This is a genomic window from Pedobacter sp. AK017 (assembly GCF_014200825.1).
GTDB lineage: Bacteria > Bacteroidota > Bacteroidia > Sphingobacteriales > Sphingobacteriaceae > Pedobacter > Pedobacter heparinus.
In genome coordinates, this window is the sequence record NZ_JACHCW010000011.1 from 1 (window position 1) to 13,918 (window position 13,918).

The 13,918-nt window shown below is 31.5% G+C and carries 16 protein-coding genes; all 16 read right to left on the minus strand.

The window, feature by feature from the left end; translation table 11 throughout:
- Positions 1–80 (minus strand): hypothetical protein (locus tag HDC92_RS16210; protein WP_183876263.1); only part of this gene is annotated, 80 nt, incomplete at its 3' end.
- Between the two features lie 70 nt (positions 81–150).
- Positions 151–978: a glycosyltransferase gene (locus tag HDC92_RS16215; RefSeq protein ID WP_317618097.1), complete on the minus strand. Its 828-nt coding sequence runs from the start codon at positions 976–978 to the stop codon at positions 151–153.
- A gap of 2 nt (positions 979–980) precedes the next feature.
- A complete protein-coding gene (locus HDC92_RS16220; protein WP_183876014.1) occupies positions 981–1,865 on the minus strand; it encodes a glycosyltransferase family 2 protein in 885 nt (294 codons plus the stop codon).
- Positions 1,819–3,075: a hypothetical protein gene (locus HDC92_RS16225; RefSeq protein WP_183876016.1), complete on the minus strand. Its 1,257-nt coding sequence runs from the start codon at positions 3,073–3,075 to the stop codon at positions 1,819–1,821. Before HDC92_RS16225 ends, HDC92_RS16220 begins: the two co-directional genes overlap by 47 nt.
- Before the next feature lie 11 nt (positions 3,076–3,086).
- On the minus strand, positions 3,087–4,148 hold the full coding sequence (locus HDC92_RS16230) for a hypothetical protein (RefSeq protein WP_183876018.1): 1,062 nt from the start codon (positions 4,146–4,148) through the stop codon (positions 3,087–3,089).
- Positions 4,145–5,278 (minus strand): SDR family NAD(P)-dependent oxidoreductase, encoded by a 1,134-nt coding sequence (locus HDC92_RS16235; protein ID WP_183876019.1) that lies wholly within the window; start codon positions 5,276–5,278, stop codon positions 4,145–4,147. Before HDC92_RS16235 ends, HDC92_RS16230 begins: the two co-directional genes overlap by 4 nt.
- A gap of 6 nt (positions 5,279–5,284) precedes the next feature.
- Positions 5,285–5,926 carry an acyltransferase gene (locus tag HDC92_RS16240; protein WP_183876021.1) on the minus strand — a complete coding sequence of 214 codons (642 nt, stop codon included), beginning with the start codon at positions 5,924–5,926 and terminating at the stop codon, positions 5,285–5,287.
- Positions 5,927–5,943: 17 nt separating this feature from the next.
- Positions 5,944–6,867 carry a class I SAM-dependent methyltransferase gene (locus tag HDC92_RS16245; protein WP_183876023.1) on the minus strand — a complete coding sequence of 308 codons (924 nt, stop codon included), beginning with the start codon at positions 6,865–6,867 and terminating at the stop codon, positions 5,944–5,946.
- Positions 6,868–7,100: 233 nt separating this feature from the next.
- Positions 7,101–8,375 carry an oligosaccharide flippase family protein gene (locus HDC92_RS16250; RefSeq protein ID WP_183876025.1) on the minus strand — a complete coding sequence of 425 codons (1,275 nt, stop codon included), beginning with the start codon at positions 8,373–8,375 and terminating at the stop codon, positions 7,101–7,103.
- 4 nt (positions 8,376–8,379) lie between these two features.
- The gene (locus HDC92_RS16255; RefSeq protein WP_183876027.1) at positions 8,380–9,765 is read right to left on the minus strand and encodes a hypothetical protein; all 1,386 of its coding nucleotides are present in this window, start codon (positions 9,763–9,765) and stop codon (positions 8,380–8,382) included.
- Positions 9,765–10,802, minus strand: a complete 1,038-nt coding sequence (gene pseI, locus HDC92_RS16260) for a pseudaminic acid synthase (protein ID WP_183876029.1) — start codon at positions 10,800–10,802, stop codon at positions 9,765–9,767. The genes HDC92_RS16255 and pseI overlap by 1 nt, the downstream gene beginning before the upstream one ends.
- Complete coding sequence (locus HDC92_RS16265) at positions 10,783–11,265, minus strand: GNAT family N-acetyltransferase (protein ID WP_183876031.1); 483 nt, start codon at positions 11,263–11,265, stop codon at positions 10,783–10,785. Before HDC92_RS16265 ends, pseI begins: the two co-directional genes overlap by 20 nt.
- Positions 11,252–11,824: a GNAT family N-acetyltransferase gene (locus HDC92_RS16270; protein WP_183876033.1), complete on the minus strand. Its 573-nt coding sequence runs from the start codon at positions 11,822–11,824 to the stop codon at positions 11,252–11,254. The genes HDC92_RS16265 and HDC92_RS16270 overlap by 14 nt, the downstream gene beginning before the upstream one ends.
- A 15-nt stretch (positions 11,825–11,839) precedes the next feature.
- A complete protein-coding gene (locus HDC92_RS16275; protein ID WP_183876035.1) occupies positions 11,840–12,463 on the minus strand; it encodes a pseudaminic acid biosynthesis-associated methylase in 624 nt (207 codons plus the stop codon).
- Positions 12,460–13,164 carry a pseudaminic acid cytidylyltransferase gene (gene pseF, locus HDC92_RS16280; protein ID WP_183876037.1) on the minus strand — a complete coding sequence of 235 codons (705 nt, stop codon included), beginning with the start codon at positions 13,162–13,164 and terminating at the stop codon, positions 12,460–12,462. Before pseF ends, HDC92_RS16275 begins: the two co-directional genes overlap by 4 nt.
- Positions 13,161–13,916, minus strand: a complete 756-nt coding sequence (gene hisF / locus HDC92_RS16285; protein ID WP_183876038.1) for an imidazole glycerol phosphate synthase subunit HisF — start codon at positions 13,914–13,916, stop codon at positions 13,161–13,163. Before hisF ends, pseF begins: the two co-directional genes overlap by 4 nt.
- Positions 13,917–13,918: the final 2 nt, after the last annotated feature.

The following is a 13,918-nucleotide window of genomic DNA, read 5'->3' on the forward strand; positions in this document are numbered from 1 at the left end:
ATTACATTATTTCCTGTTTCAGATAAGCAGGTACCTGTAACCAGACCTACATACCCTGTTCCAATAACGGCTATTTTCATTGTTTATATTGTTTTGTTTAATTAATAATGAGGGGAATGCTCAACATCAGTAATTTATGAGGTAACATGGTCATCCTTTTACCCTAAGAAAGCAATAATAAAACCAATTAAGCATAGGAATAGGAAGAATTCTCAAAATAAATTTAATCATCAAAATAATTCTGTATTTATAGCTACTTATAAAGCCATCTTTCAAAAATTTATTCAAAAGCTGCTGTTCATATTTATAGTATGCATATCCACTTCTCCGGCCAACCATATTATTTCCAACTCTCGCATGGACTAAAGCATCCTGTATATTATAAAATTTAGCATTAACTTTAAACATTTCGTACCAAAGATTATAGTCTTCAAAATATCTTTTATCCCAATAGCCGCCCGCCTTAATTGCAACGCTTTTTTTAAAAGCAACAGACATATGATTAATTGGATTCCTAACCTTCATAAATCTTATTATTTCTTCATGACCCTCTGGCATAATTCGAAATCGCTTGAGGTCTCCAGCACAATGATTGAATTCTTCAATTGATGAGCCAACAACGTCATATTTACCAGAGTTAATAACTTTTAATTGTTTTTCGAACCTTGTAGGGATAGCAATATCATCCGAGTCCATTCTAAATACCCATTCATAACTGCATCTATTTAAACCAAAATTCATTGCATAACCCATCCCCATATTTTCTTTAAGTTTCAATAATGTAATTATATCTGGATACCGAACATAATAGTCATTAAGTACATTATCTAGCCCAGGAGTTAACGCCCCATCTTTCACTATAATTAATTCTTTCGGCCTGATTGTTTGATTATCTAAAATACTATCTAAAGACATTTTTAAATAAGCGGGATTCTCTTTATAGTAAATTGGCATAAGGACTGAAAAATTAACTACCATCTTTATTTATTTGAAGCAATTCTAAATCCATCACTTAGCCCTTTAAAAATCCGTTTTAACAAGTTAAAATCCCTGTGAATCAGTGGATAATAAAACATTTTTATAAAATATTTTATTAAATTATTAAATTTCCAGTAAAAAGGCACATAACCTCTAAAAAGTAAAATTATATAATTGCGATATTGATAATATAATCGAAATGTTGACGTAATAGCAATTTCAAATCCAAAAAACTTTTTATCTCCTTCTCCCAAGTTGTGAATCAGTCTTGATCTCGTCGACAAAAAAGTATCGAATCCGAATTTCTTAGCTCGCCAACACCATTCGTGATCCACTCCATCAATGAACAAAATCTCATCAAAGGCTCCAATCTTATCAAATATGTCGAGCAACATCAAACTCCCCGAACTAATAATTTGTTTAGTTTTATAAAAAGAATGTTCTCCCAAATTTAAGATCTTATGTTTAAATAGCCTTGGTTCATAAACTTGACCAGTTTGGCTGTTAATAGGCATTGGGCCGATAGTTGCAACATTAAAATTATATGATTTGAGATATTCAAAATCATTAATCAATGTTTCTAGCATTCCTGGCAGGGGGGTACTATCTTGATCAAAAAAAACAACATATTTATAACCTTTCTCCTTTAGAATTTCAACACCAACATTCTGAGCATGTGCAATTCCATAATTGCTGTTTAAAGATCTATACATTACATTTGACAAAGTTTCAAATTCATCCATGAATCGAGTCGTGTAATTACCTTCAGAATTATCTATTGCTACAACCTCATCACACTGCAAAGAGATATTTCTAATTACCTCTTTCAGGGAATTCCAGTCAGGACGGTAAAGTATGACAATTGCTGCCACTTCTTTTTTGCTCATTTGTTTTATTATTATTAATATACAACCAACTATTTAATATAATAATCACAATTACATGATTAGTATCAATTATATATGGATTGGTAATTGCGTACGATATGTAAATAAAATATATAAAACTGATTTGAACTTCTTTTCTCCATTTTTTCAAAACAATTAATATATTATAGATAATAAAACAGATAAAAAAGATTATTCCAAGTTGATTCAATACATATAAAATTTGCACCTCAAAATAAATGTCATCAGTATAATCTCGGTAAGTCGTTTTTACATTTAATGTATTTCCTAAACCTTGCCCAAGCAATAACGTAAATGGATTTTCCGATAAGTTATTCATCAAAACATTAAATTGATCGCTTCTTGTGCCTAAAGAACCTTCATTTTTTAATTCGAGAGTAGAATTTACATATTGAATAACATAAGGAGAAATCAAAGTAAGAACCAGACAGACGACAATAAGTCTAAAGGCATATATGTTTATTGATTTTACATCCTTTAGCCTAAATAACCTATACAATATATATATGCTCAAAGAAATTAAAAAGGCAAAATTACCTGCAATAACTATACCTATTAATAAAAATATTGCTATCAAATATTTCCGTTTAAATAATTTCAGCTCAATATTCAGAATAAAACCAATTAGAAGCAAAGCGCTACCCTTAATTTGTATGCGATAAAAAAATCCATTATATGTATAAATATCCCCCCAACCCCTTTCCTGGAAAAAAAACCTAATCGGCAAATAGGATTTACTATCAAAAAAAATGCTTATATATATAAATATGGCCATCATCACAACCACTTGTAACAAGCAAATCCATATAAATATCTTTAAGGTGCTTTTATCAACACGCACAAAATAAGCAAGACCCACCGATAATAGAACCACATAAAATTTAGTCGCGAGATTAAGGGAATTATCTGTCAGTAATATAGAATAGCCGAAACTAAATGTTAGAGGCATTAAAAGTGCAAGAATAATTAGATAAGTGGTATATCGATCTTGTTTATGGATGATCAAGGAAAGGAAGATCATTGCAATCACAGAGATATTCATAATTGGAGACAAAAACGAAAAAGGAACTTGTCTGGTCACTATAAAAACAACCACTACAAACAAAAAATTTATAAGCTTCTGGATTGAAAACGCTATATGCGATTTCTTGACTGAATTACTCCCTATCTGATAGCTATCGTTATCCAAATTAATATAAGTTAGCTTGTAATTATACTTTTAAGCCAATTTTTAAGTGTCAAATGACTTATATCTATGCCCACAGAAGGTTTGTTTGCTAAAAATTCTAAATCAATTTCTAGATTTTCTTCATCCAGAACCTGAATCCATTCATCATTAAAAAATGCTTCCTTCTTTATAGAAGAATTTGATGTAATAAGCTTACAGCCCATGGCTAAACTTTCTATCGTTCTCATTGTTAATCCCGTTTGCCCCTGGACTGGAATATCAATTACAGTCTTAGATCTGATAAAAAGATTTCCAAGTTCAACTGTATCTAAAGGTTTATGATAAATAAAGTCATACTTCTGTTGGTAGTTAACCAGGTCTTTCTTAAATGTTCTGTATTTACGGTCAAAGAGGCTTCTTACAACATTAATGCCATTTACAATAAAGTTATGCCTAGGCTTAACATATAATAAATATAACAAATCTTTTAGTCCATACTTTTCACTAAAATTACGTAAGCTCGCTAAAACTTCAAACCTGTTTCTAGAAATAATCCCTACTGACCCAACGTATAAAATGTCGATATCCCTTTCATTGTTCTTAATATAACCTGGTTGATCATCTGAATAAAAGAGAGGAAGATAGCGTAAATTATATTTTTCGCAGTCTAACCTTTCAAATGAAAATACCTGGTCGAAGGCATTTACCAGGTTATGAAACGGCCAAATGGCAAATGAATCCCAAAAATAAATTATTGTCTTTACGTGAGGGTTTCTACTTTTGATGCCGTTTAGTAAATCTAAATTAACTGAAAACCCGCCAATACAAAACAAAATATCAATGTTTTCATCAATAGTTTCATTTATTATTAAATCTATATATTTCTGTTTATACCTTGGATTAAAAATTCTTTTAACTTTACTTATTAGATCATTATTATTTAAAACTGGATCCTCTCTAAATATTTTGTTCTCATAAAAAAAAACCTTTGCACCAAATTGTTCTAACTGGGCAATGATTTTTTCATGATAGTTATAAAATTGCTGGCCTATAAAAAGAACCGTCTTATCTAATAAAAATTTATCCTCTGTCATTTAAACAAACCTTTTTCACGCATCTCTTTGATTGATTGTTCGTATTTATCTTCGTTTAGGTTTTGTTGGGCGACCCAAGCTGTAAATTTTTTAATTCCCGTTCTAAAATCAATCTGAGGTACAAAACCTAGTCTTGAACTAATTTTTTTCAAATCAGCAAAGTTATGGCGGATATCACCTAACCTATAGTTCCCACTAATACTAATAGATACCCCAGATCCATACTCGGATATCAAACTTTCAGCTACCGTGATTACATCAACTGCCTCACCACTGCCTACATTAAAGATTTCACCAGCTGCCGCTTCTTTCTCTATGCTCAAAATAGTTGCTTCAACAACATCAGTAATAAATACGAAATCCCTACTTTCCTTACCGTCTTCAAAAACATTGATTCCATTACCATTTTTTATACTGGTAGAAAATATAGAGAGTATACCCGTATATGGATTTGATAATGATTGTCCGGGACCATAAACATTTTGATATCGCAATGCAACAGGTTCAATTTTTAAAGTGGGGCAAATAGTCATTACCAATTGCTCTTGAACTTGCTTTGTTATGCCATATACCGATGAGGGATGGATTTTAGATTCTTCGTCTGTACTCAAAACTGTCAAGCTTGAATCACCTTCATATTTCACGTCAAAATCACCAATAGACATATCTTTATCATCTCTATGTGTAGGGTATACAATACCGAACTTTTTACTCAGGTATTTACCTTCTCCATAGATTGACCGGGAGGAGGCAACAATTAACCGCTTAACTTCATGACTTTGATTAGCAAGAATGTCTAGCAACAATGCTGTACCACCTATGTTTACCTCGCTATAATGCTCAATCTGATACATAGATTGTCCAGTACCTGTTTCCGCAGCATAATGAACTATAATAGACACCTCTTTTATAGCCTGCTCAAGCTTCTCGCGATCTCTTATATCCGCCTTGATAAACTTTACCTTATCTTTTATACTCCGATAAAGTGGAGATGTATTTTCCGGATCGTTCCCATGTATCTGTTCAGAAAGATTGTCTAAGACGACAATATCGTAACCCTTATTAAGTAATGCTAAGCAAAGATTAGAGCCGATAAAACCCGCGCCCCCAGTAATTAGTATTTTTTTCATTTATAATTATTTTTTTAGGAAGTCCCCTTTACTATCAGTTCTAGCCCATTCCTTCATCTCAGAATTATACCGTTTAATAATTTTAGCTGGTGCTCCTACGATAATTGAAAAATCAGGAAAAACACCTTTAACAACACTATTTGCGCCGACAGTACAATGTTTACCAATATGCGTTCCAGGTAAAATTACTACATTATTGTAAATCTTACAATCATTATCAATATGAACAGTTTTAACATGAAGCTGCTGATTTTCTATCGGTATATTAATATCATCATATTGATGATGTATATCCGTAATAGAAACATTTGCGGCAATAGCAGTATACTTACCTATATAAATTTTATCGGCACATGTAATATGTACGTTCTGTTGTATGCTGCAGAAGTCATCTAAAAATATTTCAGGAGTATATGACACACCGGCATACCTAAAAACACCTTCAATTCTAGCATTTGGCCAAATGTAAACGCTATTACCAATACTAATACATTCATTTGTAAAAAGTAGCGGCTTGTGAATAATTGTATTCTTACCTAGCGCCTGTAATGTATATCTATACAGTGTATTAGTAATTAGTTTTCGGTAGATTGTATGAAAATAAGTTATCGGATTATTCTTTAGAAATCTATATATTTTTTTTATCATACAATTACAACTTAAAACTACTTGATGAAAGTTACTTCCATACAATCTCCAAGTTTTAATAAATTAAATATTTTAGCTACTTGATGTGAAACTACTTTCAACAAAATGTTATTAACTAAAAGCCCTTCAGAGCTAGATTTCTTATTATTTCTATTTAGATAAATCTGTAAGCTTCCCAAAACTCCATGTAAATTCCCGTTGTAATTTACTTTTTCTTTTTTAAAACCTTTTGCTTCAAATAGTTTAATAAGATTTTCGGGATTATAATTTACTGGATGAAAAGGAACGCCTAGGTAATACCAATATTTTCCAAAAATTCTGTATGGCAAGCTTCTCGTGTTAGGCACACCAACAAATACTCTTCCCCCAGGTTTAGTTATTCTATATATCTCCTCAACTGTCTCTACCGGGTTGGTTATATGCTCAAAGGAATGATTACTTCTAATATAATCGAATTTATCTCCCTCCAAATTTGCTTCTTTTAAAGTCCCATTAAATATATTTAAACCGTATTTATTACCAAAATCGGTTCCGGATTTACTAATTTCAACTCCCGTCACCATGGCACCTCGCTTTTTGTAAAAAAAAAGTTCTCGCCCACTTCCACAACCAATATCTAAGATATGCTTATTAACACAATCAAAATCAGGATCCATAGCTTTGATCTTCAATACACTTCTACCAATCCTTTGTAACAAAGTTATCTTTTGGGTACCATCTTCAAATGGCTGATAAGCGTAATATGTATCATCATCATACATGCTATGTAACTCATCACTCGTAATCATCGGACTTAAAGCCAACAATTTGCAGCTATTACATTCTGTTACATTAAAAAGTTTATTAACATTGCCATAATGACGATCATATGTGTTATAGATAATTTTCAGCTCATTTGAATTACAAACTATACATCTTTGGTCAGAGAGTATTTTTTCCATTAAAAGTTTCTTTATATAATTGTGACTTGTTATTTATTTAATCATTATACGTTGCATAAAATATTAGATAACCTTGCAAAGGTAAGTTATTAAATTCCAACAAATAAATATCCGCTTAAAAACTGAGTCAATACTTCCGATATATAGTTTGCTTGCAATGCTGGTGACTTTTTCTCTTAATTTAATTACTCTAGTTTACTTTAATATTACAGTACTACATCCATCACAAAAGTTTATTTAACTTCTTTTTTCAAATCCTTAAATATGAAAATCCAACAAATGATATTCTGGACAACCATACCGAATATTAGTGATTGAATAAACATCTCTAAGTTAAAACCATAAATATAATTTACAGTAAAGATATACAATCCTCCCGCACCAACGCCAGCTAGAATACCCATAAGATATAATCTTTGTAATTGATAAATGTTGAAATAGTTATTTATCAATGAGAATGAGGTTACTAAAGGAACGAACAATGCCCATAAAGCAACATCAATTCCAGGTATATATTTTGGTAAAAACATTTTTACTATCGTGGGTAATAAAGCAAAACCTACAATAGAGAAAATAACACTTATCGTTAATAATAAAATCATTGGCTTATAGTTCATTTTTAAAACGAAAAGTTTTGACTTTCCTTCTCCATAGGCAATGGCCATTTTAGGATACATTACATGACTGAAAGAGTCTGGAATTATTCCTACCGCGTTATTTATAACATTAGCTAGTGCAAAAAAACCAAATTGAACAGCTCCCCCTAAACTAAAAATGATTGTGTTTTTAATAGTATCCCAAAGGGGTACAATGTTGCCTACGATAAAAATTGGAAAACCAGTTTTAATTAATTGAATGAAATCAATATAAGACCATTTTGCCTTAACCTTTAAAGGTGAGAAATAATACAATAGTAAAAACTCCACAATGTTAATTAATATCAATCTTAAACATAATCCTTTAATATCAGCACTTACAAAAACCAATATAACAGAAACTATATTAATTGTTGATGAATAGAGAGTTATCTTGGTTAATTTAGAAAAGTCTCTATTTGATCTATATAATATTGGCAGATAAAATTTGTTATACATAATAAAAAAAGCAGCAAATGCGTATGTGAAGTTTAGCATTGATGCATTTAAATCGGCTTTATAAAAACCGTAAATACTCAATACAAATAATACAATACTGGCGGGAATAGATATAACATTACACAGCCACAAGCTAACTGATGCTAAATCTTTAACTTTTGTGGAATTCCCACGACCTTGTTCAACGGGAAGTTCCCTATTTAAGCCATTTAAAACTCCGAAATGGACTAAACTTAAATAACCTAAGAAAATCCCATGTCCTGTAAAACGCCCGTAAATATCAGGGCTAACAAGTTTCACAATAATAAATCCCGCAATCATTTTCAATAAATTGCCAATTAATTGACTTGATGCGAATCCCAGTAAAACTCTACCAAACTCACTACCAATTGCCTCTTTGATTTTAATACGCATAAAACTAGGCGATAGCTTCATCAAATTTATTCCCATCAAATTTCTTAAAGAATTGCGGCAACTCTTGATCTGAGTACAAATTATATGCTTCTTTTTGAAGGTTATTCAATTCGTTAAAATTATCAAATAAGTAGGAGTTGGAAATACCCAAATGATCTAAAAAGCTTGTGTAATTCTGCCTTTTATAAATAAATACAATTTTACCCGCCTGAAGGGCTTCAAAAATCGCAGTAGAATAAATGGCAATAAATTCATCCGAAAGTTGAATCAGATCTCTTACATTTTTCTGATAAGCTATAACTTCTATATTGGGCAAATGAGAAAAATAAGCCCGATTCTCTTCATACTCCAAAAATTGTTCTGGATGTAGCTTAAAATAAATTTTCGTTCTGGGATTTTCAACTGCTAACTGAGTAGTAATTTCTTTAAGGTTTTCATTATGATAAAATGTAGTGATAACTGTAATTGCCTTATTATAACTTAAACCAACTTTTCCAATATGCAAGAAATCGCATCCGATTTCTTTACATTGTGAGGGTATATTTTTATTTTGTACCCATAAATCTGAAAATATCAATAAAAATTTAGGGTAAACAATTGCTCTTTTAATCTTCTCAGAAGTATTTCCATAATTATATACCACTGTAGAATTAACTATGTCCCCATGTTGAAATTCAAAACTAGGAATATTTAATGATCTTGCAGCAAAAAATAGCCCCTTTGTCATTCCATTTTGTACAACAAAAACTTTTTTTATTTTTTTTAACTTTATCAAAAACTTAAAATAATAAAAATCAAAAAGAAAATTATTATACATGTTAATGTATTTTTTGTTATCTAAAGTCACTCCAAATTTCTTTAAAACAGCTTCAGAAATTAAGCATATGTTGTTCTTGGTGTTATTTTTTTTGAGTAAAAAGAAATTTTGTAATTTTAATTTATGACATATCGGAAGGATATCAAAAACCATATTCCTGTAATCATAAGTACTATCTAAAACATTTGTTTCATAAACGACTGTATAAGGTGATAATTTTTGAATCGTCTGCCTAACATATGGATCATAGTTCACTCCTTTTTCATCCTTAAACCGGGAAATCGCAAAAAACAAAGTATCGCATTTTAAAAAAATAAAACGAATAAAATAAATAAGATATTTAAAAACAACCCAGATTCTACTGTTCTGTTTTTTACTTTCCATCTTTATTGTATTTGTAAGAACATGCTGAATTGAATATTCCAGTTCTAAAAACACCTGACTTCTTATACTATCCCAAAACGGTAAGCCTTCCTTTGATTTTAGGTCAAACAATCTGAATTCCTCCTCCATTTCGAAAAAAGACTCATGAATAAATTTTGTTTCTTCTAAAACAGAACAGTCTTTTTTCATTATAAATAACTCAATTTAAAGGCTACTCCCCTTTCTAGATCAACTTTAACTGTTTTACCAAGTATCTCAGCGTAGTATTTAGGATGTAAGCCAAAACCTGGTCTAATAGAACGGATATTTTTTTCGGTTATCACGTCCCCAATCTTCATATCCTCAACTACATATAATGATCTTGAAAACTCCTTTCCTTTCTTTTGTTTTGATGTTAAAGTATAATCTATTTTACCAATTGACGACTCTGCATCCCTTATCATTTTTACCATTTCAGTAAATTCAAACTCATTCATAGAAAAAGAAGCATCTGGCCCACCTATTCCTCGATCAAGGATAAAATGCTTTTCTATAATTTTTGCTCCCATTACAGTTGCAACAACAGGGGCCGTACTCCCCATGGTATGATCAGATAAACCCGGTATGACACCGTACCGTTCTGCTAAGTCTTTAATCATGATTAAATTGGCTTCTTCAATTGGAGCAGGGTAACTAGATGTACACTTCAACAATGCTATGTCATTATTCCCCATTCGTTTGCAAGCATCCAAAGCCAATTCAATATCTTCTGTCTCCGCAATACCTGTAGAAATGATAATCGGTTTTCCTTTTGAAGCGACATACTCTATTAAAGGTATGTCGGTAATTTCAAAAGATGCTATCTTATAAGCTGGTGTATTTAGTTCTTCCAATAAATCAACCGCAGTAAAATCAAAAGGTGAGGATATACAAATTAAACCTTCCGATTTAGCGGCTTCGAACAATTCATTATGCCATTCCCAAGGTGTATAGGCTTCATGATACAAATCATACAAATATTTGCCATCCCAAATCGTATCCTGTTTTACCCTAAAGTCATCCTTTTTAGAATCAATAGTTATTGTATCTGCGGTGTATGTCTGCAGTTTGATACAGTCCGCTCCTGCGCGCTTGGCTGCTTTAATAGTATCTAGGGCAGTTTGAATACTGCCATTATGATTGGCAGAAAGTTCAGCAATGATAAATACTTTTGATTGCTTATCAATATTAAATTTCTCTATTTTCATCTCTTTTCTTTACATAATGAAAACTCTCAAAGTTTTCATAATTCAACATCTCCATAAATTCGAACCCAGCATTTTCAAATGCATATTTGGAAGGTAAATTGCTTTTTTTTATATATGCATTTATTTTAAAGGCGGGATTTTTTTTCAAAAATAACTCTGAAGCTTGTTTAAGCATCTCCGTTGCATATCCAAAACCTCTGAATTCTGATGATATAGAAATCCCAATTATAGACTCACCTGCATTTACTTTCTCAATTCGAATTTGACCTATATCTATACGCTCTTCTTTTTGAAAGATGAGTAATAAGCAACATTCATCTTCAAGTCTAGCGCTAAACCATTTTGCATGATCTTCATAGTTGATTTTTTGAGAAGAAAAAGATTGAGATCTTACTTCCTCATCATTTGCCCAATTAAAAAATAGTAGCACATCTTGTGTGGTAGGCATTCTATAACTTAGCATTTACATTAAATTTTGAATGAATGAGTACATCAATGTATTGATTATTAAAACGACAATGTTCCTTTAATCTAGCTTCTTCGACGAAGCCTAAGTTGACTAGTATTTCGTACAACTTTGGTCTCAAATCAAAAGCATAAGTATAAATTTTATTAAGACCTAATTCCTCAAAAGCTACTTTAAATAAAATATAGAGATATTTCTCCCAATAAAGGGCAAAAAAATTTCGTTGTAAGTCCGTTTGCATAAGGAAAGATATTTCTGCATTTTTATCAATCCAATTAATGTGAACAAGGCCACCATACCCACAAAGAACACCTTTATGAAGAAAACTAAACAGTATTTGCTTAGGTTCGCTTTGGTTAAATAAAGGATCAATGACTTTACTAAAGTATTCCTGTTGCACCTTTTTAGTAAGTACTTCTAATTGCCTTAAAATATCAATCTGCTCATTTCGCCATTTCATGATGTGAAATTTATCACCATCACGAATAGGGACTAGTTCATAGTCTCCCAAAATAAAACGATTAACCTTTAAGCACCGATAATTCCTTACTTCCATATCAAAGGTAAACCCCTACTTTTTAGCTAATAAAAACCATGTAATATCATCCTGAGGAAACTTCATATCACCTTTGTAAGCAAAGCCATAGTCTATTAACTCCAAATCAGGGAATTTCATCAACATTTCTCCTGCAAAATCACGTTTAAATAATCTATCTTCATGTCCTCTGTAATTAATAGACACTGGAGAAGGATTATAGTATTCCGCTATTAGAATATATTTGTTGCTAACTTCATATAGTTTATCATAAACATTATTTAACATGTCCGGATTTAAATGAATCATAACTCCCTTAATGATAGCTAAGTCAAATTTAACAGGTGAATTAAAATCAAATATTGAGCCATTAAAGCAATTCTCTTCACCAATAAACGTTGCTAATTCAGTACAGGCCTCTTGATTAATTTCAATGGCATTAAATTTTAAACTTGGGTAGAGTAATCCGAGAGCTCTCAAATTCATTCCGACGTTTGCACCAAACTCTATGCATGTTTCGAATTTATTTGCTGAATGTAGAGCCTTAGTAAAAAAATTTAAGTTTGAAGCCAACAATTCTTTGCTGTTATTTCTGCCAATATACTCTCTGCCAAATGCTCCTGCCCAGAACTCCTCTTGTTCGGTTTGAAATTTTTTCATGTGATTTTTTTTAATTTATTTTTATATTCAAATTTTTTTTCTGCTAAAAACCAATCTTCAGCGTTATCAATATCTTGTGCTTCGAATTCTTCCAAAAGAATTGAACTAGTATTTTTAGTGAAAAATCTCACTTCGTTTCTAAAACGAATACAATTAACCCAATACCATTGACCCGCATCGTGGTAAACATCTTTCATATCCTGAGACCTGGTATTTTCATACTCTGGCCAAATCATTGAAGTCACACCATTTTCACCGTATTCAAACCCTCTCCAAATTGAATTATTAAATTTTAGTACTGGAAAAACGGTATGTCTCTGCTGTTCTAACAAGCATGTATATCCTAATTTTAATTTTTCAATACTAATGAGTGGCGCCGTTGAATATATACAGCAAGCATTGTCATATTCTCGCGATAGTCCTGACAAGGTAATTAGAACTTCCTCAAGAACGGAAGCTGTAGTCGCAAAATCATCAGCGTTTTTAGAACTTCTTAAAAAAGGAACACTTGCTCCATATTTGATTGCTATTTCTGCTATTTCTTCATCATCGGTAGAAACTATAACATCTTCAAATAATTCAGATTTCTTTGCCGCTTCAATAGAATATGATAATATTGGTTTACCATAAAAATCTTTGATATTTTTACGTAGAATTCTCTTACTTCCGCCACGAGCCGGGATAATTGCAATATTTTTCATGGTTTTGAAATTCTTATAGGATAACCCTGACTACTTAAATTAATTTTTATATCATTTGGTGTATATTGCGTGAAATGATAAATACTGGATGCCCCAAATGAATCGACTTTACTTTTTGCTGCTAATTCATTAAAATGATCTGGAACTCCAGCCCCTCCTACTGCAATAATTGGTTTATTCGTTAAAGCTCCTATAAATGTTAAAAGCTCAATGTCGTAACCATTCATCATCCCATCATTATTAACAGCATTAACAACAAATTCTCCAACGTCGCAATGATTCATCAAATTAACAAATGATTCAACGTCAATTTCTGTTACACCGTTGTGATGAATCAAATACTTATCTTCAACTTTAACTGCATCAATAGCTATTGAAATACATTGACTGCCAAAGTAAGATACGGCCTCTTTAACAAAATCTAAATCAGCTAACGCTTTTGATTTAATTAATACTTTATCCGCTCCAGCCTTAAGTAATTTATTAATATCTTCAATAGAACTAATGCCCCCGCCGACACATACAGGCATAAAACATTCTTTAATAACTTGTGCAATTAACTCAAAATTGGGAACCCGATTCTGCTTTGTTGCTGTAATATCAACAAAAACTAATTCATCTACCCCTCTGCTATTATATATTCTGGCAGTTTGTATTGGGTTGCCAACCATCCGTGGGTTAGCAAATTTCTTTGTTTTAACTAAAGCAAATCCATTGAAAGTCAAGATTGGTATGATTCTAAATTTAAGCATCT

Bases quoted from the DNA above. Each gene is read 5' to 3' on its own strand.
- HDC92_RS16215 (WP_317618097.1), bottom strand. From the start codon at position 978: ATGGTAGTTAATTTTTCAGTCCTTATGCCAATTTACTATAAAGAGAAT.
- HDC92_RS16220 (WP_183876014.1), bottom strand. From the start codon at position 1,865: ATGAGCAAAAAAGAAGTGGCAGCAATTGTCATACTTTACCGTCCTGAC.
- HDC92_RS16230 (WP_183876018.1), bottom strand. From the start codon at position 4,148: ATGACAGAGGATAAATTTTTATTAGATAAGACGGTTCTTTTTATAGGC.
- HDC92_RS16235 (WP_183876019.1), bottom strand. From the start codon at position 5,278: ATGAAAAAAATACTAATTACTGGGGGCGCGGGTTTTATCGGCTCTAAT.
- HDC92_RS16240 (WP_183876021.1), bottom strand. From the start codon at position 5,926: ATGATAAAAAAAATATATAGATTTCTAAAGAATAATCCGATAACTTAT.
- HDC92_RS16245 (WP_183876023.1), bottom strand. From the start codon at position 6,867: ATGGAAAAAATACTCTCTGACCAAAGATGTATAGTTTGTAATTCAAAT.
- HDC92_RS16250 (WP_183876025.1), bottom strand. From the start codon at position 8,375: ATGCGTATTAAAATCAAAGAGGCAATTGGTAGTGAGTTTGGTAGAGTT.
- HDC92_RS16255 (WP_183876027.1), bottom strand. From the start codon at position 9,765: ATGAAAAAAGACTGTTCTGTTTTAGAAGAAACAAAATTTATTCATGAG.
- pseI (WP_183876029.1), bottom strand. From the start codon at position 10,802: ATGAAAATAGAGAAATTTAATATTGATAAGCAATCAAAAGTATTTATC.
- HDC92_RS16265 (WP_183876031.1), bottom strand. From the start codon at position 11,265: ATGCTAAGTTATAGAATGCCTACCACACAAGATGTGCTACTATTTTTT.
- HDC92_RS16270 (WP_183876033.1), bottom strand. From the start codon at position 11,824: ATGGAAGTAAGGAATTATCGGTGCTTAAAGGTTAATCGTTTTATTTTG.
- HDC92_RS16275 (WP_183876035.1), bottom strand. From the start codon at position 12,463: ATGAAAAAATTTCAAACCGAACAAGAGGAGTTCTGGGCAGGAGCATTT.
- pseF (WP_183876037.1), bottom strand. From the start codon at position 13,164: ATGAAAAATATTGCAATTATCCCGGCTCGTGGCGGAAGTAAGAGAATT.
- hisF (WP_183876038.1), bottom strand. From the start codon at position 13,916: ATGCTTAAATTTAGAATCATACCAATCTTGACTTTCAATGGATTTGCT.